The 20,283-nt window shown below is 34.7% G+C and carries 21 protein-coding genes and 1 tRNA gene; 5 read left to right on the forward strand and 17 right to left on the reverse strand.

The genetic code is table 11. The features are described from left to right. Nucleotides 1-11: 11 nt before the first annotated feature. On the reverse strand, nt 12-593 hold the full coding sequence (locus CEY12_RS11985) for a Crp/Fnr family transcriptional regulator (protein WP_228409684.1): 582 nt from the start codon (nt 591-593) through the stop codon (nt 12-14). Between the two features lie 176 nt (nt 594-769). Then, on the reverse strand, nt 770-1,543 hold the full coding sequence (locus tag CEY12_RS11990) for a hypothetical protein (RefSeq protein WP_089027919.1): 774 nt from the start codon (nt 1,541-1,543) through the stop codon (nt 770-772). A gap of 148 nt (nt 1,544-1,691) precedes the next feature. On the opposite strand from CEY12_RS11990, the gene CEY12_RS11995 reads away from it, so the two are divergent. The 3 genes from CEY12_RS11995 (at nt 1,692) to ligD (ending at nt 5,022) form a co-directional block, all read left to right on the forward strand. Further along, on the forward strand, nt 1,692-2,477 hold the full coding sequence (locus tag CEY12_RS11995) for a Ku protein (protein WP_089027920.1): 786 nt from the start codon (nt 1,692-1,694) through the stop codon (nt 2,475-2,477). Then, on the forward strand, nt 2,477-3,079 hold the full coding sequence (locus CEY12_RS12000) for a DNA polymerase ligase N-terminal domain-containing protein (protein ID WP_089027921.1): 603 nt from the start codon (nt 2,477-2,479) through the stop codon (nt 3,077-3,079). The genes CEY12_RS11995 and CEY12_RS12000 overlap by 1 nt, the downstream gene beginning before the upstream one ends. Nucleotides 3,080-3,150: 71 nt before the next feature. After that, a complete protein-coding gene (gene ligD / locus CEY12_RS12005; RefSeq protein ID WP_089027922.1) occupies nt 3,151-5,022 on the forward strand; it encodes a DNA ligase D in 1,872 nt (623 codons plus the stop codon). A gap of 63 nt (nt 5,023-5,085) precedes the next feature. On the opposite strand, the gene CEY12_RS12010 is transcribed toward ligD, so the two are convergent. The 5 genes from CEY12_RS12010 to nusB form a co-directional block, all read right to left on the reverse strand. Next, nucleotides 5,086-5,931, reverse strand: coding sequence for a mechanosensitive ion channel family protein (locus CEY12_RS12010; protein ID WP_089027923.1), 846 nt, complete (start codon nt 5,929-5,931; stop codon nt 5,086-5,088). Nucleotides 5,932-6,292: 361 nt separating this feature from the next. Beyond that, nucleotides 6,293-7,027, reverse strand: a complete 735-nt coding sequence (locus tag CEY12_RS12015) for an SDR family NAD(P)-dependent oxidoreductase (RefSeq protein ID WP_089027924.1) — start codon at nt 7,025-7,027, stop codon at nt 6,293-6,295. A gap of 130 nt (nt 7,028-7,157) precedes the next feature. Then, on the reverse strand, nt 7,158-7,532 hold the full coding sequence (gene yajC, locus CEY12_RS12020; protein WP_089027925.1) for a preprotein translocase subunit YajC: 375 nt from the start codon (nt 7,530-7,532) through the stop codon (nt 7,158-7,160). Between the two features lie 5 nt (nt 7,533-7,537). Then, a complete protein-coding gene (locus CEY12_RS12025) occupies nt 7,538-8,044 on the reverse strand; it encodes a DUF1573 domain-containing protein (RefSeq protein ID WP_089027926.1) in 507 nt (168 codons plus the stop codon). A gap of 1 nt (nt 8,045) precedes the next feature. Then, the gene (gene nusB, locus CEY12_RS12030; RefSeq protein ID WP_089027927.1) at nt 8,046-8,951 is read right to left on the reverse strand and encodes a transcription antitermination factor NusB; all 906 of its coding nucleotides are present in this window, start codon (nt 8,949-8,951) and stop codon (nt 8,046-8,048) included. A 90-nt stretch (nt 8,952-9,041) separates the two neighbouring features. Here nusB and CEY12_RS12035 point away from each other — a divergent pair, with 90 nt between their 5' ends. Continuing rightward, nucleotides 9,042-10,703: an ABC transporter ATP-binding protein gene (locus CEY12_RS12035; RefSeq protein WP_089027928.1), complete on the forward strand. Its 1,662-nt coding sequence runs from the start codon at nt 9,042-9,044 to the stop codon at nt 10,701-10,703. A 99-nt stretch (nt 10,704-10,802) separates the two neighbouring features. After that, entirely contained in the window at nt 10,803-11,138 is a 336-nt protein-coding gene (locus tag CEY12_RS12040; RefSeq protein ID WP_034679055.1) for a DUF3276 family protein, read from the forward strand. Nucleotides 11,139-11,339: 201 nt separating this feature from the next. Here CEY12_RS12040 and CEY12_RS12045 read toward each other — a convergent pair whose 3' ends face one another. The 10 genes from CEY12_RS12045 to CEY12_RS12090 all read right to left on the reverse strand — a co-directional run bounded on the left by CEY12_RS12045 (nt 11,340) and on the right by CEY12_RS12090 (nt 20,202). Next, nucleotides 11,340-13,049, reverse strand: coding sequence for a PKD domain-containing protein (locus CEY12_RS12045; RefSeq protein ID WP_089027929.1), 1,710 nt, complete (start codon nt 13,047-13,049; stop codon nt 11,340-11,342). Nucleotides 13,050-13,350: 301 nt separating this feature from the next. Further along, nucleotides 13,351-13,426, reverse strand: a tRNA-His gene (locus CEY12_RS12050). Nucleotides 13,427-13,461: 35 nt separating this feature from the next. Continuing rightward, nucleotides 13,462-14,181, reverse strand: a complete 720-nt coding sequence (bshB1, locus tag CEY12_RS12055; protein WP_089027930.1) for a bacillithiol biosynthesis deacetylase BshB1 — start codon at nt 14,179-14,181, stop codon at nt 13,462-13,464. A 168-nt stretch (nt 14,182-14,349) separates the two neighbouring features. Continuing rightward, a complete protein-coding gene (locus CEY12_RS12060; protein WP_089027931.1) occupies nt 14,350-15,999 on the reverse strand; it encodes a tetratricopeptide repeat protein in 1,650 nt (549 codons plus the stop codon). A gap of 89 nt (nt 16,000-16,088) precedes the next feature. Beyond that, nucleotides 16,089-16,961, reverse strand: coding sequence for a PstS family phosphate ABC transporter substrate-binding protein (locus CEY12_RS12065; protein ID WP_089027932.1), 873 nt, complete (start codon nt 16,959-16,961; stop codon nt 16,089-16,091). Continuing rightward, nucleotides 16,951-17,148: a DUF308 domain-containing protein gene (locus CEY12_RS22620; protein WP_228409685.1), complete on the reverse strand. Its 198-nt coding sequence runs from the start codon at nt 17,146-17,148 to the stop codon at nt 16,951-16,953. Before CEY12_RS22620 ends, CEY12_RS12065 begins: the two co-directional genes overlap by 11 nt. Before the next feature lie 75 nt (nt 17,149-17,223). Beyond that, nucleotides 17,224-18,066, reverse strand: coding sequence for an energy transducer TonB (locus CEY12_RS12075; protein ID WP_089027934.1), 843 nt, complete (start codon nt 18,064-18,066; stop codon nt 17,224-17,226). Between the two features lie 23 nt (nt 18,067-18,089). Next, nucleotides 18,090-18,662 carry an ExbD/TolR family protein gene (locus CEY12_RS12080; RefSeq protein WP_089027935.1) on the reverse strand — a complete coding sequence of 191 codons (573 nt, stop codon included), beginning with the start codon at nt 18,660-18,662 and terminating at the stop codon, nt 18,090-18,092. 11 nt (nt 18,663-18,673) lie between these two features. Then, nucleotides 18,674-19,276 carry an ExbD/TolR family protein gene (locus CEY12_RS12085; RefSeq protein WP_089027936.1) on the reverse strand — a complete coding sequence of 201 codons (603 nt, stop codon included), beginning with the start codon at nt 19,274-19,276 and terminating at the stop codon, nt 18,674-18,676. A gap of 62 nt (nt 19,277-19,338) precedes the next feature. Further along, on the reverse strand, nt 19,339-20,202 hold the full coding sequence (locus tag CEY12_RS12090; RefSeq protein ID WP_089027937.1) for a MotA/TolQ/ExbB proton channel family protein: 864 nt from the start codon (nt 20,200-20,202) through the stop codon (nt 19,339-19,341). Between the last annotated feature and the right edge of the window lie 81 nt (nt 20,203-20,283).

Genomic DNA, 20,283 nt, shown 5'->3' on the forward strand with positions numbered 1-20,283 from the left:
AGAAAGAAAAACTATACTATATTTTTCCTGATCCGACTGAAAGAAGAAGGAGTAATACCCAGATATGAGGCCAGCATCGCCTGAGGAACGCGATTCGCCAATCCCGGATAATGGTTTAGAAAATGAAGATATCGGGATTTCGCATCAAGATTGAGCATTGTACTGGCAACTTTAAGCTTATTTTCAGCAACAAAAGCATGAAGTTTCGCAATGAGAACCTGCCAAATCGCAATTTCACTTTCTAAAGTTTTAAAGTGATCAAAATCAATGACCAATAAAGTCCCCTCCGTAATAGCTTCTATATATTCGTTGGAAGGAGTCTGATTGACAAAACCCTGAAAGTCTCCTATAAACCGGCCTTCATAGATAAAATACCGGGTAAAGTCATCCCCTTGTTTGTTATAATACAATGAACGGAATACACCTTCCTTTACAAAGGCAATATTCTGACTTATTCGACCTGCTTCTACAAATACCTCTCCTCTTTGGATACCTATTTCTCTTACTCCATCAGCAATCAGGCCTTCCTCTTCTTCAGTAAGCACCCCAAATTTTCTTATGTAATCAAATAGTTCTTTCATTCCTCTACTCATTCGTATTTTAAAGATATACAATTACCATTTACTGGCAATTGCTAATTGACAATAAAAGAAAAAGCATTAACAGAAGTTACCTATAGTATACACGACGAGTCACATTCCAAAGATAAAAGCGGAAAAAATTTCCGCTTTTGATTAAATTACTTTTCGTTTTTTAGTTTTCAGTTGGCTTACAAATAATTATTCTGTACCAGCCATGCTGTAATTCTTTTAAGGGTAAGCAAATTAGGGTCTATCGATGATGAAAGACCACCCACTTTATCTTTCTGAGGGATAGAAACCACTATTCTTACTTTATCACGTGGAGTAAATAGCTCAAAATTCTGCGCATTGTTCCCTCCTGCAAAATTCACCTTAGCCACCATAATACCATCCGGAACAAAAAACTCATAAGAATCCTGACCGCCCATACTTCCGGTGGATGTAAAAAAGCCGATAGTTTCGCCTCCCTGCTCAATCGATTTCCCTTCTCTTAGTTCAATTGGCCAGTTTCTATTACGCGATACCAATGTATAGTTCACAGAAGTTCTTGGTGATACTCCTTTTGTGGCAATCAATTCGGTAACTTTATCCGCATCCAGACTATTCCCATTAATTATAGATCCCTTTCCAATTAAATTTATGAATCCTTTCTCCATAGCCAGGGTGGATAATTTAAAAATTCCAACCTGATTAGTCGGCAGAAAAGTAAAACGGTAATACATGCTTGTATTGTCATTTCTATCCCCTTCAAATTCTGTACTTAAAACTGCAATTACGAGTTTTTGCCCATCCATTGAATAAAGATTAAAATTCTTTGTAAGGCCTAAATTTTGTTTTTGGACTTCGACCTTTCCAATTTTATTGCCGTCTACAGCAATGATATTATTTTTGTATTCAACCTTCTGTGCAGAGAGGAATATGTTTACTCCAAGTAAACATAAAAAAGTAAAAATTGTCTTCATTAATGGTTATTTTTTATATCGACACAAAATACAAATAATAAGTTAGTCTTTTTATAAAAGTATTTTCCAAGATCAATTGAAATACCACAATTAGCAAATATTTTTCACACGGCACAATCATTGTACGTTATTAATCAAACATAGTACAATGAAAGCAATCTGGAATGGCGCCATTGGCTTTGGCTTAGTTAATATCCCTGTTAAAATTTATTCGGCAACTGAAACCAGCAAATTGGATCTGGACATGTTGGATAAATCTGATTTTTCCAATATTAAGTTCAAAAGAGTCAATGAAAAAACAGGGAAAGAAGTAAAATGGGAAAATATTGTAAAGGCTTACCTCATGGAAGATCGATACATTGTTCTTGAAGATGAGGATTATGTAGCTGCAAGTCCCGAAAAAAGTAAAATACTCTCTATTGATCAATTTGTAAAAGAAATTGAGGTGGACAGTGTTTATTTTGAAAATCCTTATTTTCTGGAACCTCAGAAAAATGGAGAAAATGCTTACAGACTTTTAATGAAAGCTTTAACGGAAACCAAAATGGTTGGTGTTGGAACCTTTGTCCTTCGTGAAAGTGAGGCTATAGGAATGATCCGACCTTACAATAATGAAGTTTTGGTTTTAAACAGATTAAGATTTGCTCAGGAAATCAGAGACTATAACGATTTAAAAATTCCTGAAAAAAAAGCTCCCAAACCAGCTGAATTAAAAATGGCAGTAAGCCTGATAGAGCAGCTTTCTCAAAAGTTTGATCCCACCCTGTATAAAGACACCTATTCTGAATCATTGATGAAAATCATTAAGCAGAAAGCAAAAGGAAAAACTGCAAAAGCACAAAAAGCAAAACCAGTGAAGGAAGGAAAAGTAATTGACCTGATGGCTCAATTAAAAGCAAGCTTACAAAGTCCAAAATCTAAAAATGCATCCTGATGGCTCTAAAAGATTATAACGAGAAAAGGAAGTTCAATGAAACGAGTGAACCTGAGGGCAAAACAAAAAAAGGCAAAGGTCAACTTATTTTTGTTATTCAAAGGCATGCCGCATCACGGCTTCACTATGATTTTCGTTTAGAAATGGAAGGAGTTTTAAAAAGTTGGGCTGTACCCAAAGGTCCTTCTCTGGATCCCAAAGATAAACGTCTGGCAATGATGGTTGAAGACCATCCCTATGATTACAAAGATTTTGAAGGAAATATTCCTGAGGGAAATTATGGTGCCGGTCAGGTAGAAATCTGGGATAGTGGAACGTACGAACCACTGGAACAAAGCACTAAACTTTCTGCTGAAAAAGAATTATTGAAAGAATTGCATGCAGGATCATTAAAATTTGTTTTACACGGTAAAAAACTGAAAGGTGAATTTGCTTTGGTTAAAATGAAAAATGCTGAAGATAATTCGTGGTTGTTGATCAAACATAAAGATGATTTTGCAGAAACGGGTTACGATGCTGAACAGAATACTTCTGCAAAATCATTGGTAACTCAGTTTTTAGAGGAAAAAAAAAGCCTAAAAAGCAACAAAAAGAAGTCATAACTGGGCCAACTGCATTTCGAAATTTTAATGCTTTAACGAATGAAAAGAAGCTTACTTCTTTTATCAAACCCATGCTCGCAAAATCATTTGAAAAGGCGTTCGATGATCAGGACTGGATTTTTGAGATCAAGTGGGACGGCTACAGGGCTATTGCTGATTTAAGCCATAAAGCTCATCTGCTTTATTCAAGAAATGGGATTTCTTTTCTGGCGAAATTTGAGAAAATTACTCAGGATTTTGACCAACAAAAACATACAATGATTCTGGATGGCGAAATCGTAGCTTATGATGAAAAAGGGAAACCTAATTTCCAATTACTGCAACAGATTGGAGATAATCCCAATCTTGCTCTCGTTTATCAGGTTTTTGATTTACTTTGGCTGAATGGTCATTCTACGGAAGAGCTCCCGTTATTGCAAAGAAAAGAACTGTTAAAAGAAGCATTAGTTGAAACAGAAGTGATCAAATACTGCGACCATATTCCGGAAAAAGGAATTGAATTTTTTGATCAGATGAAAAAGATGCAGCTGGAAGGAATGATTGCAAAGAAGACCGACAGTCTATACATTGAAAATCACAGGACTTCTGACTGGCTAAAAATTAAATTTACCAATACCGAAGAGGCTATCATCTGCGGATTTACAGAACCGAGAGGTTCAAGAGAAGGATTTGGAGCCCTGATTTTAGGAAAATATAATCAGGGAAAACTAATTTATTCGGGACACACAGGTACAGGATTTAATAAAGAAACTTTGACGCAGCTTCATCAGCAGTTGAAAAAATTAATTATAAAAAGTACTCCATTTGACTCTGCTCCCAAAACAAATATGCCCGTAACATGGGTACAGCCTAAACTTGTCTGCGAAATTAAATACTCTGAAATTACTAAAGACGGAATCTTTAGACATCCAGTTTTTATTGCCATTCGCCAGGATAAAAATCCTGAGGAAATTAACGATTCAACTAATAAAATGGATCAACCAAACGAAAAACCTAAAAGAATGAAAGCCAAGACTCCATCAAAAAACACCGAAAAAGAAATTACTTTGGATAAACATAAAGTAAAATTAACCAATCAGGATAAGATCTATTTCCCGGAAGATGGCATCACTAAGGGAGATGTGATTGATTATTATCAGTCAATAGCTAAATACATATTACCCTATCTCAAAAATCGTCCTCTGTCACTGAACCGTTTTCCAAATGGAATTGAGGAGCAGGGTTTTTATCAAAAAGATGCCAGTGACAACATTCCGGAATGGATAAAAACAACAGAAGTCTACTCAGAATCTAATGACAAATACATTGACTATATTTACTGTAATGACAAGGCGACTTTAGCCTATCTCAATAATCTGGGCTGTATCGATCTCAACCCCTGGAACAGCTCAATCCCAGATCTTGAACATCCCGACTATTTAGTGCTGGATCTTGATCCTTCTAAAAAGAATACATTTGACGATGTTATTGAAACCGCCTTGCAAGTGAACGAAGTATTGCTTTCAATTAAGGTGAAGGGGTACTGCAAAACTTCTGGGAGCACAGGAATTCATATTTATATCCCCATGGGTGCTAAATACGAATTTGACCAGGTAAAGGATTTCGCCCATATTGTGATGAAACAGGTCAATGAAAAACTGCCCAAAATAACAACTTTAGAAAGAAGCTTACAGAAAAGAGATGATAAGAAAATTTATCTCGATTACCTTCAAAACAGGACAGGACAGACATTGGCAAGTGCATACAGCTTACGTCCAAAACAAGGAGCTTCTGTTTCGATGCCTTTGGACTGGAACGATGTAAAACCAGGATTGAAACCTACTGATTTCAATATCCATAACTCGTTGGAAAGAATTAAAGAAAATGGAGATTTATTTAAACCTGTTTTGGGAAAAGGAATTGATATGATGAAGGCATTGGAACTCCTACAAAATTTAAAATAATTAAAGTATTAATTAAAAAAAGTCCTGCAGTAATGCGGGACTTTTTTTATATCAAATGATTCATTATTTATTATAAACATGTACATCCCGCTGAGGAAAAGGAATTTCAATTCCAGCTGCATCGAGAGCCGATTTACATTCAATAATTAATTCCTCCAGCATTGTCCAGTAATTTTCATTGGAAGTAGTTACCCTTACCGATAAATTGATTGCACTGTCCCCAAGTTCAGTAACAACTACTTGTGGCGCTGGATTTTCCAGAGCATATTGATTATTCTTTATTACTCCGAGCAATATTTCTTTTGCCATTTTTAGATCAGCATCATAAGATACCCCTATATCAAACCACGTTCTTCGCGTTCCCAGCTGCGTAAAATTGGTAATGCTCTTATTTGAAATTTCGCCATTGGGGATCACGATCAATTGATTTTGAGGAGTTATCAGCCTGGTATGAAAAACATCTATTGCATTCACTGTGCCGGAGACTCCCGAACTTGCTGAAATATAATCCCCTATCTTAAATGGTTTTAATAATAAGATAAGTATCCCGCCCGCAAAATTGGTTAATGACCCTTGTAATGCTAAGCCAACTGCTAATCCGGCAGCACCTATCATGGCTACAAAGGCAGAAGTTTGTACTCCTAGCTGAGTGACCACAACAATAAAGAGAAGGATATTGAGACCCCAGTTAATGATATTTAATAGAAAAAGCTGTAAAGAAGGCTCCATATTACGCTTTTTAAAACCTTTTTCAACGAGTTTCTTGATCATTCTGATCATCCATGATCCGATAATATATATCAGGAATGCCGAAATCACAGCCGTAATAATTTTAGGCGCCCATGCAATCGCTGAAGTCATGAAGTTATCCCATTGTTGCTGAACATTGTTCAATTTTAAATCATCCATTTTGTATTTATTTAAGTTTTGATATGTTGCGTGTTTATTTTAATTTGTTCAGTTTTAAAATGACCTATATCCAAAAAACAATATCCTCTAAGCCTTTGGCTTAAAGTAAAAGTGATATCTAAATTTAATGGAATAGCAAACAGTCTGTTTCAGACTTACTCAATGATCATTTTTGAAATTGAATCTTGAAAAAAATAATTTCGAGTTTTAAAAATACTCAAAAAAAAGGTGAATTCCAATTTCTATCAGGCATACAGCACCCAACCAAACGATTGCTCAAGAAGGTGTAAATTAAAAAATATACTCATTTATGAGAAATGAGTGAAAACACACTAGGAATCAAAATGTTTAGTGAAAAATATCAAGGTAATTTCGCCACCAGGTTTTCAGGTAAAATTCTCAAAATATGATAAATTATTTTCCATTTAAAATTGGGAACGATAGTAAATGAATTTCCGGCATTAACTATAAACTTCGCAACATATTCGGGCTCCATCATTAAAGATTCTGTCAATTCAAGACCCTCATTCATTTTAGTACGGATGTATCCGATGATTAATGCATTAACAATAATATTTCTGGAAGATAATTCTTGTCTAAGCCCTGCTAAGTATTGTGTAAATGCCGATTTAGTACTCCCATAAATAAAATTGCTTTTTCTTCCCCTTACCCCGGAAAGCGAAGAAAGTCCAATAATTCTTTTAAGATTTTTATTGCTCTTATCCATTGCAATGATATTGAGAATAGAAACACCTCCCATATAATTTACCTGCATCATTTGATGGGTACCTTTAAAATCAATCAAAGCCTCTTGATTGTTCACTAAAAACCCGGCAGCATACACGACAATATTAGGTTTTACAGGGAGATCAAAATAAAACTTCTGATGAGAATCGAAATCAATGGCATCAAAATACAGGACTTCTACCCTTGAAGAATCCAGTTGGTTTTCACTCACAAAGTTTTTCAGATCATGTATATTTCTGGAAGCCGCAAGCACAGAAAATCCCTTTTTGAGATACTGTTTAATACACTGTTTTGCAACATCAGAATTAGCGCCTAAAATAAGAACAGTCTTATCTGTATTTTGATTCATTGAACAAAGATAACGTAAACCTTAAAATATCAAAGATGATTAACCTAACAACATTTTTTGATATATCTTATAAAAAATCGGCGCGGTGAACAAAGTTCACCGCGCCGATTGTATTTTAAAAACTAAAAAATTATTTCTTTTCAGTTTCAACTTCTTTTTTCTCAGCAGTCTTTTCAGCTGCTTTTGTTGCTTTCTCTCCAAAACGGTTGTCAGTAAATTCTCTTGATACCGCAGCCTTTTCGAATTTTAATTTTCCAGATAAAGTTTCAATTACGAAACCATCATCCTGGATTTGAGCAATTCTACCGTGAAGACCAGAAGTCAATACGACTCTGCTCCCCACTTTCAGATTTTCCTGAAAAGTTTTCTCCTGCTTTTGTTTTCTCATTTGTGGTCTTATCATTAAAAAATAAAACCCTACAAACATCACCCCCATCATGATCAGCATCATAGAAGAAGATCCTCCAGCCGGCTGTGCCTGTAAAAATATAGTTAGCGTATTCATTTTAATTAAGGTTGAATATTAGCAGTAAATGTTAATTTAATAGGAGCTTTTTCTACGTTAGCATATACATCTGCATATTTTTGAACGTTTCCATCAAAATTTGAAGAATCGAAATGCAATGTAATATTTCCTTTTTTACCAGGTAAAATTGGTTCTTTTGTAAAATCAGGAGCAGTACATCCACATCCAGGCTTAACTTCAGAAATTACTAATGGATTTTTTCCTGTATTGGTAACTTCATATACATGCTGTACTTTATCTCCTTTTTTGATATTTCCAAAATCGAAGTTGCTTTCTGATAAAGCAATTGAAGTTGACGGCTGGCTAGACACAGCTGGAGTAGCTGTTTCTGTAGCTACAGGAGCACCTGTAGAATCTGTAGGAGTTGCAGCTACAGCAGTAGAATCTGCTGTTACAGAGGCAGCACCTTGAGCTTCTTTATTTTCTTTTTTACAAGAAACTAAACCAAAGCCTATAATAGACAAAGCGATAATTGATAACGTCTTTTTCATGTTAAATTCTATTTTGATCTTTACAATATTTATCTAAAATTCCGTTGATGAAGATATTGGATCTATCCGTAGCAAATACTTTAGCAATTTCAATATATTCATTAATAATAACTCTTGAAGGGGTAACAGGAAAATGATCAAGCTCTGAAATAGCAACAGATAAAATTACTTTATCCATTAAAGAAACTCTTTCCAAATCCCAGTTTTCTAATCTCTCACCCAGTTTCGTTTCATTCTTTTCCCAATTGTTCAGAGTGTCTCTAAGCAGTTTACCGGCAAAAGCCTTGTCATCTTCATCTTTGATCATTTTGATCAGTGTTCTGCTTTCTTCATCCTCTTTCAGGAAACCGATTGTCTTCTGAACCATGGAATTGGAAATATGAATATCATCAGACCAGGTCAATTCTTTATCTCCCAGATAGTCATGAAAATCTTCATTCTCGGCGATGTATCGTAAAAATAACTTACCGATAAATTTCTGATCTTCTTCGAAAGAATATTCTTCTACCTTCATGAAGTCCTGATAACGTTTTCCAGCAGTAATCCTTTGGAAAGTCTTTACCAGTAAATCATCATGCAAATCCCATTTCAATTCTTTGTGCTGTCCGGTAAAGAAAAGTCTCTCCGGATTTTCTTCTAACTTGATTAACACTTGATTGTTAATAAATTTCTGATTAGGATTAATATCAGAATCGGTCTTCAAATATTTTTTCTTCCCAATCTCCATTTGATTTTCTGCCAGATCTTTAAGACCTACTAAGAAATTCAGCTGGTAAATATAGAGATGATAGATTTTCTCTATACCCGAAAACATGTTTTTCTCTAAAACATCAAATTTAATCGGATTTTGGTAGTATGAATATACATTTTCCACCACTTTTTCACGGATTTGTCTTCTTCCTAACATTCAAAGAGCTTTTTATGGGTGCAAAGATACAAAATTTAAAATTTATGAAATTCGTAGTGTAAAGGTATTTTTGTAATTTTGCAAAACTATATGAAAGCTTTAAAAACCCTGAACCCCTACTTTTGGAAACACAAAATATTGTTGTTTTGGGGGCTGTTATTTATCATTGCAAGTAATTTTTTCAATACTTATAAAGTTCAGTTTGTAGGAAAATCGGTAGATGAACTTACAAAAGGCGGACAGATGGGATTTAACAGGCAGGTATTAATTTACGTTGCAATTATTGTCGGATGTTCATTGCTAACAGGATTCTTTACTTTTATGATGAGACAAACTATTATTGTAGCCTCCAGAAGAATTGAATATGAACTTAAAAATAAGATCTACAGACATTATCAGGAACTCTCCTTAACGGATTATAAGCAAACTACGATCGGGGACCTTATGAATCGTTTGAGCGAGGATATTGTAGCAGTAAGAATGTATTTAGGTCCTGGAGTGATGTATGTAGTCAACTTAGTTATTCTTCTTCTTATTACCAGTATATACATGATAAAAACGGATGTATCAATGACCCTCTGGACATTGTTGCCACTTCCAATTTTATCATATCTTATTTTTAAAGTAAGCTCTATTATCAACAAAAAGTCTAAGATCATGCAGAAAAGCCAATCTGGTATCTCGACTTTTGTTCAGGATAGTTTTTCAGGAATCAGGGTTGTAAAATTCTTTGCAAGAGAAAACTACATCAAAAAGAATTATGGAGTAAAAGTTACAGACTATCAGGACAAAGCTTTAGATCTGGCAAAAACTGAAGCCTACTTCTTTACTATCATTTTATTTGTGATTGGATTACTGAATGTAGCCATTATCGTAATTGGAGGACAAAAATATATTGCCCGGGAATTAAGCATTGGGAAAATTGCTGATTTTTTCATGTATATCAATACCCTGATATTTCCATTTTCAATGGTAGGATGGGTAACCTCTGTCAATCAAAGAGCTGAAGCTTCCATGCAGAGGATTAATGAATTTCTCGATAAAAAATCGGAGATTATTAATAAAAATTTCGACAACTATTCTATTAAAGGGGATATCGAATTTAGAAATGTTTCCTATGTATACCCAAACACGGGGATTAAGGCATTGGAAAACCTAAGCTTTACCATCAATGCAGGGCAGTCACTGGCTATTATGGGGAAAACAGGAAGTGGAAAATCTACTATTGCTCTTCTTCTTTGCCGTTTAATTGATCCCACAGAAGGAGAAATTTTAATTGACGGAAAAAATCTTAAAGATCACAATCTGGAAGTTTATAGAAATTTTATCGGTTATATTCCACAGGAAAGCTACCTGTTTTCTGATTCGATAGAAAATAATATTGGTTTCGCGATAGATAATCCTTCCCACGAAAAAGTGATCGAATATTCAAAAATTGCTGATGTCCATAAGAACATCATAGACTTTAAAGAGCAATATAAAACGACCGTTGGGGAGCGTGGAGTGATGCTTTCGGGAGGTCAGAAACAAAGAATTTGTATCGCCAGAGCCCTAATTAAGGATCCAAATATCATCATTTTTGATGATTCTCTGTCTGCTCTCGATACTGAAACTGAACAAAACATCCTGGAAAATATTGATACTAAAATCAATAATGCAACCTCTATAATCATCACACACAGAGAGTCTAGCGCACAAAAAGCTGATAAAATCCTTAATCTTACTGAAATTACCAATTCTGTAACTGCTTAGCCGATTCATTCAAAATTGTTAAATAAATCATAAAAAAAATTTTGTGATTAAAAGAAATCTTTTATATTTGTTCTTAACAAGATTAAAAAATATCTAACAATGAGTGAATACAAGGAACGCCATGAAAATGAAATTTTCACGAAGGTGTTAAAAGCAGGAAGAAGAACATATTTCTTTGATGTGCGTGAGACGAAAGCAGGGGATTATTATCTTACAATTACCGAAAGTAAAAAGAACTTCGGAGAAAATGGAGAGGCTACATTTGAAAAACACAAAATTTACCTTTACAAAGAAGATTTTAAAAGTTTCCAGGAAATGTTCAATGAGTCAACAGATTTCATCATTAATGAAAAGGGTGAGGATGTAATTTCAGAAAAACATGACAAAGACTTCAAAAGCAAATCTTATACTATAGATTCTGACGACGAAGTTTAAAAAAAGAATATCTAAAAACACAAGCATCTGAAAAAAAGATGCTTTTTTTATGTTTTAAATTATAAAGATTCACTTATAAAATGAAAAGGTACACTATTCAAGGTGTACCTTTCATTTTTATAAAAGTATAATTTTGGATAAGTATCAATCCAATATTACGATATTATTCAAATGAAATAAAACACTAAAATCGCTTTGAAATTACTGTTTTATAATCTTTTTTCTTATTGTAAATTCTTTACTTCTTAATTGAATAAAATACACTCCCGGGGTCAATTCTCTTAATTGTATGACACTTTGCTTCTTGTTAGAAATATCAATAGTTTTTAATTTATCACCTACAGCGGTATATAATTCAAGCATTAAATCTTTTGTTGGCGCTATATTAATTGTGATCTCATTAGTAAATGGATTGGGTGAAATGTCAAAATTAACAACATTGCCAGTTTCATTAACTCCCAGTTTTGGCTCAACATACACCGTTTTACAAATTTTATCAACATCACATGACGTACCGCTTATTGATAAGCTCACATTGTAATACCCTGTATTAGCATATGTATGTACCGGATTTTGTAATGTACTCGTCCCTCCATCCCCAAAGTTCCAATAGTAACCGGTTGCATCTACTGAATTATCCGTAAACTGAACTGAACTATTTGTTGTAGCCTGTAAAAATGCGAAATTTGCGGATAATGACTTAGGATTGATGTAATCTTCAAAAAAATTAGGCAGGCCTCCCCAATCATTTTCAGTTCCAGGTGCAAGATTAAATGATGATTCATTATAATTACACGCAGCTCCTAAGGCATTGGGGTTATTAATTGTCCCCAAATAGCCCTTCCACCTCTGAGCCACATATATTTTTCCGTCGGGTGCATTGACTAATGAAACCGGTATATTTTCCGGAACCTGAGCAAAAGGAAACGGAGATAAAAGTGTTTTTGAAGCCACAATATCCGTTGTTGTCCCCGCATTTAAATTAAATTGATAAAGATTTGGTCCATAAAACCCACTGCTTAAATACAGCTTAGAATTATCCGGTGAAAAAGTTGCTCCATAAAATGGAATTGTCCAAGAAGTATATGGCCCCCACCAATGTTGAGTATCTGCAGGAAATACAAAATTTGAAGAGACATTCCCAGTAAGTTTATCAAAATTAAAGAGCTCAGGAAGTGTAGTTACTGCCCAGGAATATGCGCCGTCCGGATTTACATTAATTAACATTTGTCCATTCGGAGAGGCTTTTAAATAGCCACGAGCATTTATATAATTAGGATTCAATGAATCATGAATTTGTCCTGTTGATGAAATGACAGGGGTTGTATTAATTCCTGAACCTGTTATCAGATAAGAATAGAATTCATTTGTTGTGTATTTATGGGAGATAATCCAAATATCACAACCATTGGAATGTTTAGCTGCGGTTATTTTTTCTTCGGCCAATCCAAGCAGCGGCTGATTTTTTAGAACTACCTGTCCTAATCCATTATTCATACTCGTATCTACAACAGAATATCTTAAACCATCTACCAGGTTATCTTCAGTACAGTCTGTCGTAAATACATAAAAAATAGAATTACTTGCAGGCTGACGTACAATCAGAGCGGATTGGGAACTTGAAGATTTACTAAAGGCACTGCATTTTCCACCAATTCCACTCCCATTCACCATAATCTGATGATTGGCATTCCAAATTATATCGCCGTCTGTGTAAAACAATAATCCACATCCATCAGAAATTGATGCTACTCCTTCAGAAGCTAAAAGATTTCCGGTAGCTGCATGAGCTCCTAAATTATCAAAATATATTCCCGCCTGATTTCCAAAATACCAGAAATTATTCGTATTCTGACTATATACAGAGGCCTTTAGCAGTAAAATAAAAATAATTAGTAGTTTTAGTCTCATAGTTTAGTTCTTAATAGCGCGCTAAGTGCTCAGCACTTCAAAAATAATCTAAAATATGTAATAAAACATTCAAAAAAATAATCTATTCATGATTATATTCTGTCATTTTAATAAAAAATTAACAAAAACTATAAATTATTAGGTAAAAAAATAAGTTATCCAGCCTCTAACCCCCAAGTTGATATGCTGGCTTGACATTCTGCCAGAAAATTTTCAAGAATGTTTAAAAATTTAAACGAGAAACAGGATCTCGTAGGAGTATAAAATAAAAAAGTACACTTTTAAAAAGTGTACTTTCTTTGGGTGAATGAGGGGTCTCGAACCCCCGACCTTCGGAACCACAATCCGACGCTCTAACCAACTGAGCTACAATCACCGTTTTGTGGTTGCAAATATAGGAAAGAATTTTTAATTACAAAACAATTCCATCAAAATTTTTCAAAGCAATTAATCTCTCTGTTGTAAAGCCCTCAGCGTAAGCAACTCCCGATAAACGCCCAAGATCCTGCGCCCTGTAAGTTAAGCTCTCAAAGAAGTCTTTTGTAGCAATCGGAGTCACCGGTTCGGTAGAATTAGGATCATAAAACTGAGTTTTGAATGCCATACAAGCTTCAATCTTTTTATCAAGATGTTCAGAAATATCAATAACAAATTCCGGTTGAATATGTTTCCATTGGATATAATGAAAAATATGTTTGGGTCTCCATACTTCCTGGCTCTCTCCGTCTTCTATTGTTTCTATTTTTCTAAGCCCCGCTAAAAAGCACGCATCGGAAACTAATTTAGACCCTTTTGCATGATCCGGGTGTCTATCATCAATTGCATTAGCCAATACGATTTCCGGGCGGTATTTGCGGATCATTTTTACAATCTTCATCTGGTATTCTTCAGAATTAACCAGGAAGCCATCTTTCATGCCCAGGTTCTCTCTGGCTGAAACGCCTAAAATCCTTGCAGAATCACCTGCTTCAACTTTTCTGGTCTCATCAGTACCTCTTGTTCCTAATTCACCTCTTGTAAGATCTACAATAACACATTTTTTACCTTCTGATACCAATTTGGCGATTGTCCCACCACAACCAAGCTCTACATCATCAGGGTGTGCTCCAAAAGCAAGTATGTCTGTTTTCATCTGTTCTTTTTATTTTTTGAATTTGTCAGATGGAACGCCCAAAAATTATGCTCATATCTTCGAATGTTCAATTAAGGGCATTTCATATTTTCAAAGATAGGGCTTAAAATAAAAACTTCCCAAACATTACGAATGGGAAGTTTTAATATCTATAATTTAAATTTTAAATTACTTATTGATCTCACCGTTAAGTTTAACAGCATCCTGATATGTTGGATCCAACTGAACCGATTTAGCAACATAATCTTTAGCTTTAGCAAGATCAGAATCTTTACTCATATATGCTACCGCAAAGTAAGCATATGCTAAAGTTTGCTTATTCGCTTCAGTGTCTGCAGGTTTTACAGTACTAATGAATTTCTCATAAGCAATTTTTGCCGCATCATTATTAGCAGCTTGCTGATAAGAATATCCTAAGCTGTAATAAGCAGGAGCCCAATCAGGAAGAAGAGTGCTCATCTTCTGCCATGTAAGAATAGCTCCATTCCAGTTTTTAGCATCCTGATAAGCTGTTGCCAACTTAAATAATGAATCTGTATCCTGAGCATTAGCAGCTACTTTTTGTTTTAATCCTTCAATCGTAGGGTTAGTTGGCCCAGCATCAGCAGATCCTTGAGAAGCACCTCCTCCAGCAATTTTAGCCAATTCCATATCCCATTTCATTGTTTCATCTTTAGCAGCTTTAGCCATAGCAATTTTTTGCTGAGCTTCAGTTGTTAAAGCAGTTTTCTTAGCTGCATCCTTTTCGTCTTTAGCTAATCCAGCTGCGATCAAACCTTGTAAACCTTGGTCTGCAGGCTGTACTCTTGATTTGTCTGCCTGAGAAACGAAGCTATCCATGTTTTGTTTAGCCTCTGCATATTTTCCTTCAGCATATGACTGATAAGCTCTTAATTTGAATTTAATAGGATCATCAATCTTATCAAAGATCTTATCTAAAACCATTTTGGAGTTAGCATAATCTTCATTCGTAAAATAAAGCTTAGAAATTTCTAATTGAGTATACGGATCTTCATCAGCATATTTTGTATAGTTGATCAAATCCTGAGTAGCCTTTTCGTTTTGCTGATATTTAATATCATATGCAGCCAATGCTTTATAAGCAGGAGCATATGTAGCATCTACTCCAACTGCTTTATCAATATTTTCCTTAGCTAATTTCCATTGCTGTGCAGCCATCCATAAAGTACCCATTCTCGTGTAAACAGAAGCTTTATTTTTAGCAAGAGGCAAAGCTTTGTCGTAAGCTGTCATTGCATCTCCTGGAATTTTCTTTAGTCTATAAGCATCTCCAAGCGTATAGTAATAGTTTGCAGGAACTTCTTTTTTCTGAGCTCTTTCAATTGCTTTGTTCAAAAACTGAATAGCTAAATCAGGAGAGTTATTTTTCTCAAATAATGTTAAAGCTTCAGCAGCTCTAAACAATACTTCAGCATCTTTTTCTCTTGAGTCACTAACAATTTTCTGAATTTCAGCAACAGCTGCTTTATCTCCTTTTCCAAGTTTTACAGCCGCTAATCCAATCTTGTTTAAATAGCTTTTGCCATCTGCAGCAAGACCTTTATTAAAACTTTCAGTTGCTTTAGCAAAATCAGGTTCACCTTGTCTTAAAAAAGTATTTCCTAAGTAGAAATAGTTTTCAGCAGTAGGTGCTTTAGCAATCATATCAGTGAAGTTAGTTTTTGCCTGAGCAAACTTATCACTATCAACGCTATTAATACCATCTTGCAATGTTTGTGCAAACGAAAAATTGGCAAAAAATACCACCGCTGCTCCAAAAGCAATCTTTTTTACATTCATAATCATTATATCTTTCATTTTATATTTTCTAAATCGAGTAATATTATACACAATTTTTAGACCAAAATAGTGTATTTATTTAGGGTAAAAAGTTAATTTAATATTTTTTAACGCATTTGCACCTCCCTTTTATAGATGTTGTAAGGTTGCAAACCTTCTTTTTGAACAATCATTTGCCCTAGTTGAGTACACGAATATCTAATAAATCCATTAGCAATGTTAAAGTTTCCTTCATTTGTTAAAAAATACAAAACTCTTGTAAAAGGGTACTCCATTTCACGTAGTCCGGCAGCATCGGGAGAATATAATTTTCCATTGTTTTCAACAGGCAGTACTTTAACCATATCCCTCAATTGTATAGAGACTTTATCATAAGGACGACTAAAGGTATTAAGACCTATTACTCCAATCTTATCAGGATACTTATTTAATTGTTCTATAATATTCTCGCTACCAGGAATCACCGAAAATTTAAGATCCTTCGGTTGCTTTTTCAATTTCTGAGCAACAAAATTTAAATTACTAGAATTGGCTCCGTCAAAAATAAATGATTTATTATCGGATAAAAGACCATTTTGTATCTCATTCATAGTAATACTGGTCTTGGTAGAATTTTTAGGAACAACGAAAATAACAGCATCAGCAGCAAATCTTGCAGGTAAAAATTTAGAACCCACCTGCTCTTTAAACGCTTTAAGTTCTTCAGCATTTAATTCTCTGGACATTACAGCAACTCTGGCTTTTCCTTTTAACAAATCAAGGAATCCTAAGTCTTCTTTTTCTGTAACAACCTTTATATGTGCATCAGGATAATTTATCATATATCCGTCCGCTAAAGCTTCTGTAACACTTTTAAAAGATTCATCGGTAAGAATGGTAAGATCTCCTTTATAATAGGAAGGAGATTTATCTTCTTTTTTACAACTTAGAGCAATAACACTTAAAACAAAAAGCATTATCCCTTTCATACTATTCTTCATTTCCTGAATTTTTTATTCTTGAAACCGCTCTGTAAATTCTAAAGATTCCATATAAAATCATAACACCTCCCAGCGGGTATGCAACGGCAGGCTCTAAAATAATAAAGAAGAATTTGTAAAAAATAACTACAATTCCTAAAACGATATAAAACAATCCTGTAACTAAGGATAACCAATTGAACATCATGCAACAAAAATACCAAAAAAAATAAAAAGAGAAGCATATGCTTCTCTTTTTTAATTATTATTTAAAGATAAAAAATTATCCTTCAAAATTCATTGTCAATGGTAATCTGAAACGATAACGTACAGATTGTCCATTAATCTTAGCAGGGCTCCACTTGTTCTTAATAGATTTAATGGTTCTTACTGCTTCAGAATTAAAGTCTGAATTCTTTCCACTCGCTTTAACGTCTGTAATACTTCCATCTCTTTCAACAACGAAAGTTACTTCAGCTTTTACAGCACCTTCATCTCCATTCATCGCAGATCCGTCAAAGTTACTAGACACTTTATTTCTAAAAGCGTTAATACCTCCTGGGAATTCTGCAGTTTGCTCTACTTCAGTATACACTTGAGTATCACTTACCTGAGGCTTCACTTCAGCTGTTGAAGTTTTTGTCCCTGTAGATGGTGGTGGCGGTGGAGGTGTGTAAGCCGGAGCTTTTACCCCCTCCTGATTATTTAAACCAGTCGTCGTTTCTAATTGCTTAGAGATTGGCGGTGGTGGAGTTTCAATCTTTGGAGCCTTTACAGGTTCCGGAACCACGTTTTGGATTACCTCAATTTTCTCCTCTTTTGGAGGTGGAGGTGGTGGAGGTGGTTCTTCTTCTTTTGGCTGCTCAATAATTTTATCTTCCTGAAGAATTTCTACCAAATCAGCTTTTACTTCTTGCTTTTCTGGCGCTGTAAGTCTTTTAATCGTAAGATAAATAAAAGGAGACAAAGCCGCAACTAGGAATAATGCTGTTCCAACAATAAAAGATTTTGTCAGAAGTCTTGGATACTGATGTCTCAGATCATAAGCACCATATTCCTTGTTTCTATTTTCAAATACAATCTCGTCTAAAGTTAGATTCTGACCGTATACATTTTCATCTGCCATAGATTTTCAATTTTATGGTTAAATTACTTTGTAGCTGGTGTAGCCGCAGCTCCATTATTCCCAACCTTCTTATTATAAATAGCTGTTTCCCAAGGCTTCAGATCAGTAACTCCGTACTGCTCACTTTTGGTAATAGCCATTTCATCAAGAATATCCACAAAGTTTTTATATACAGCGTCATCAGTCGGTTTGATAATTACAGTAAATTTAGTTTTATCTGCCGCATTTGCTTTTGCCTGCTCAATTACTTTTCTAACACCTTCTCTATCGAAAGTAGTTTCATTAAGATTCTGATCAGTTAAAGATGTATTATCTTGCTGATGCCAAAAAATCTTATTGTCCTTACCCAATAATAAAGAAATTGAGTTAGAAAGTTTAATTTCTGTTGGAGGTGGTTTTTTATCTTTTTCTTTCGGTTTTGCCGGAAGACCCAAATCCATTACGTTAGGTTTACTAAACGTGGTTGTGAACATAAAGAAGGTAATCAATAGAAAACCCAAGTCCACCATCGGAGTCATATCGACTCTGGTACTCTGTTTCTTGGAACGTACCTTGCCGCCTTTGGCGCCTTTTTCCTGTACTTGTACTTCTGCCATTTCTAGTGATATTAAGGTTTACCTTCTTGTGATGTAATCAACCAAAATTTAAGAAAATCAATATCTCTTAAACCTTCAAATAAGCTTTTCACTTTAGGGTATTGAGTAGTAACGTCTCCTTTAATAGCCAATTTGTACTCAGGATTTACGCTTAAACTTTGTTGTACCCAGTCTACTAACTGCTTATTAGTACTGTCCATAGGAATCCCAGTAGGACTCTTGAAACTTTTTTGCTCGTCATCTGACAAATCAAGATAGCTTTTAAGTTGGTTCATAGGAACCCCAATTGCTTGTACTTTCTGAAATGCAGCTTTTTCGTTATTGTCAAAAGTAATATTATATTTTTGACCCATTTTATCTAAAAGCTGTAATCTCTCTGATGCGTTTTCTACAGGCTGGAAATAAAATTTTCCGTCTGGAGTAGCGTTAATAGTCATTAAACTAGCATCAGGAAGTAACTTCTCTGATATTGAAGATGGCGGCTTAATCTGCTCCACGTCAGGTTTTTTAAACTGAGTGGTCAATATAAAGAATGTAAGTAGTAGGAACGCAACGTCACACATCGCGGTCATATCCGTCACTACTCCATGTCTTTTTGGTTTGACTCTCGCCATTATTTTTATTATTTTTAATTAAACTTCTTTTATTGCTAATGCAAATTCCTTGCTAAAAATTCTTAGTTGAATTCAGCGAAAGACTGCTGGATACTCATAGCGATCTCGTCGATCTTGTAAGTTAATCCATCAATTCTAGAAGTAAAATAGTTGTAAAGAATAATAGCGATAGCTGAAGTACCAATACCTAAAGCTGTATTGATCAATGCTTCAGAGATACCTGTAGAAAGTGCAGCTGCATCCGGAGTACCACCACCAGAACCTAATGCGAAGAATGCTTTAATCATCCCGATTACTGTTCCTAAAAGTGCGATCAATGTTGCAACAGTACCTAAAGTAGAAAGAATCATCATATTCTTTTCTAGCATTGGCATCTCAAGAGTAGTAGCCTCTTCGATAGCTTTGTTTAGAGCGATCATTTTCTGCTCTTTATTTAAAGTAGTATCATGAGAAAGTGCTTTGTAAGTAGTAAGACCTTCCTTCACTACGTTACCTACAGATCCTTGTTGTCTGTCACATTCTTCTAAAGCTTCATCAATTTTGTTTTGATTAAGTAAGCTTCTTACCTGTACTACAAAGTTGTCTAAGTTTCCTTTCCCAGACGCCTTTCCTAATACGAAATATCTTTCAAAAGAGAAAACGATTACAGTGATCATGAAAGTAATCAAGATAGGTACGATAACCCCTCCTTTGTAGATAATACCTAAAAACGACTCTGGATGAATGTCTTTTCCTTCAACACTTGAAAAAGCTACAGAACCACTTCCTAGTTTATCTGCATCTTTGAAGTTACCAGGACTCCCTAGCACGAATAAATAAATACAAACTCCTATAACGAATAAAATAGGAATAATAATAGCCGGGTTTAAACCTCCTGCCTTTCTAGCAATTACTTGCTCATCATTTTTTGAAACATTCATTTCCATATTTAACTAAATTATATTGTTTTAAAATTTTATCAAGTTGTAAATTAAAGGCAAAATTAATTAAAATACAAGAGTCTTAAA

Source organism: Chryseobacterium sp. T16E-39 (assembly GCF_002216065.1).
In the GTDB taxonomy this organism is placed as follows: Bacteria; Bacteroidota; Bacteroidia; order Flavobacteriales; family Weeksellaceae; genus Chryseobacterium.

Excerpts from the sequence above, each read along its gene's own strand:
- CEY12_RS11985 (WP_228409684.1), bottom strand. The coding sequence starts at position 593 with ATGAGTAGAGGAATGAAAGAACTATTTGATTACATAAGAAAATTTGGG.
- CEY12_RS11990 (WP_089027919.1), bottom strand. The coding sequence starts at position 1,543 with ATGAAGACAATTTTTACTTTTTTATGTTTACTTGGAGTAAACATATTC.
- CEY12_RS11995 (WP_089027920.1), top strand. The coding sequence starts at position 1,692 with ATGAAAGCAATCTGGAATGGCGCCATTGGCTTTGGCTTAGTTAATATC.
- CEY12_RS12000 (WP_089027921.1), top strand. The coding sequence starts at position 2,477 with ATGGCTCTAAAAGATTATAACGAGAAAAGGAAGTTCAATGAAACGAGT.
- ligD (WP_089027922.1), top strand. The coding sequence starts at position 3,151 with ATGCTCGCAAAATCATTTGAAAAGGCGTTCGATGATCAGGACTGGATT.
- CEY12_RS12010 (WP_089027923.1), bottom strand. The coding sequence starts at position 5,931 with ATGGATGATTTAAAATTGAACAATGTTCAGCAACAATGGGATAACTTC.
- CEY12_RS12015 (WP_089027924.1), bottom strand. The coding sequence starts at position 7,027 with ATGAATCAAAATACAGATAAGACTGTTCTTATTTTAGGCGCTAATTCT.
- yajC (WP_089027925.1), bottom strand. The coding sequence starts at position 7,532 with ATGAATACGCTAACTATATTTTTACAGGCACAGCCGGCTGGAGGATCT.
- CEY12_RS12025 (WP_089027926.1), bottom strand. The coding sequence starts at position 8,044 with ATGAAAAAGACGTTATCAATTATCGCTTTGTCTATTATAGGCTTTGGT.
- nusB (WP_089027927.1), bottom strand. The coding sequence starts at position 8,951 with ATGTTAGGAAGAAGACAAATCCGTGAAAAAGTGGTGGAAAATGTATAT.
- CEY12_RS12035 (WP_089027928.1), top strand. The coding sequence starts at position 9,042 with ATGAAAGCTTTAAAAACCCTGAACCCCTACTTTTGGAAACACAAAATA.
- CEY12_RS12040 (WP_034679055.1), top strand. The coding sequence starts at position 10,803 with ATGAGTGAATACAAGGAACGCCATGAAAATGAAATTTTCACGAAGGTG.
- CEY12_RS12045 (WP_089027929.1), bottom strand. The coding sequence starts at position 13,049 with ATGAGACTAAAACTACTAATTATTTTTATTTTACTGCTAAAGGCCTCT.
- bshB1 (WP_089027930.1), bottom strand. The coding sequence starts at position 14,181 with ATGAAAACAGACATACTTGCTTTTGGAGCACACCCTGATGATGTAGAG.
- CEY12_RS12060 (WP_089027931.1), bottom strand. The coding sequence starts at position 15,999 with ATGAAAGATATAATGATTATGAATGTAAAAAAGATTGCTTTTGGAGCA.
- CEY12_RS12065 (WP_089027932.1), bottom strand. The coding sequence starts at position 16,961 with ATGAAGAATAGTATGAAAGGGATAATGCTTTTTGTTTTAAGTGTTATT.
- CEY12_RS22620 (WP_228409685.1), bottom strand. The coding sequence starts at position 17,148 with ATGATGTTCAATTGGTTATCCTTAGTTACAGGATTGTTTTATATCGTT.
- CEY12_RS12075 (WP_089027934.1), bottom strand. The coding sequence starts at position 18,066 with ATGGCAGATGAAAATGTATACGGTCAGAATCTAACTTTAGACGAGATT.
- CEY12_RS12080 (WP_089027935.1), bottom strand. The coding sequence starts at position 18,662 with ATGGCAGAAGTACAAGTACAGGAAAAAGGCGCCAAAGGCGGCAAGGTA.
- CEY12_RS12085 (WP_089027936.1), bottom strand. The coding sequence starts at position 19,276 with ATGGCGAGAGTCAAACCAAAAAGACATGGAGTAGTGACGGATATGACC.
- CEY12_RS12090 (WP_089027937.1), bottom strand. The coding sequence starts at position 20,202 with ATGGAAATGAATGTTTCAAAAAATGATGAGCAAGTAATTGCTAGAAAG.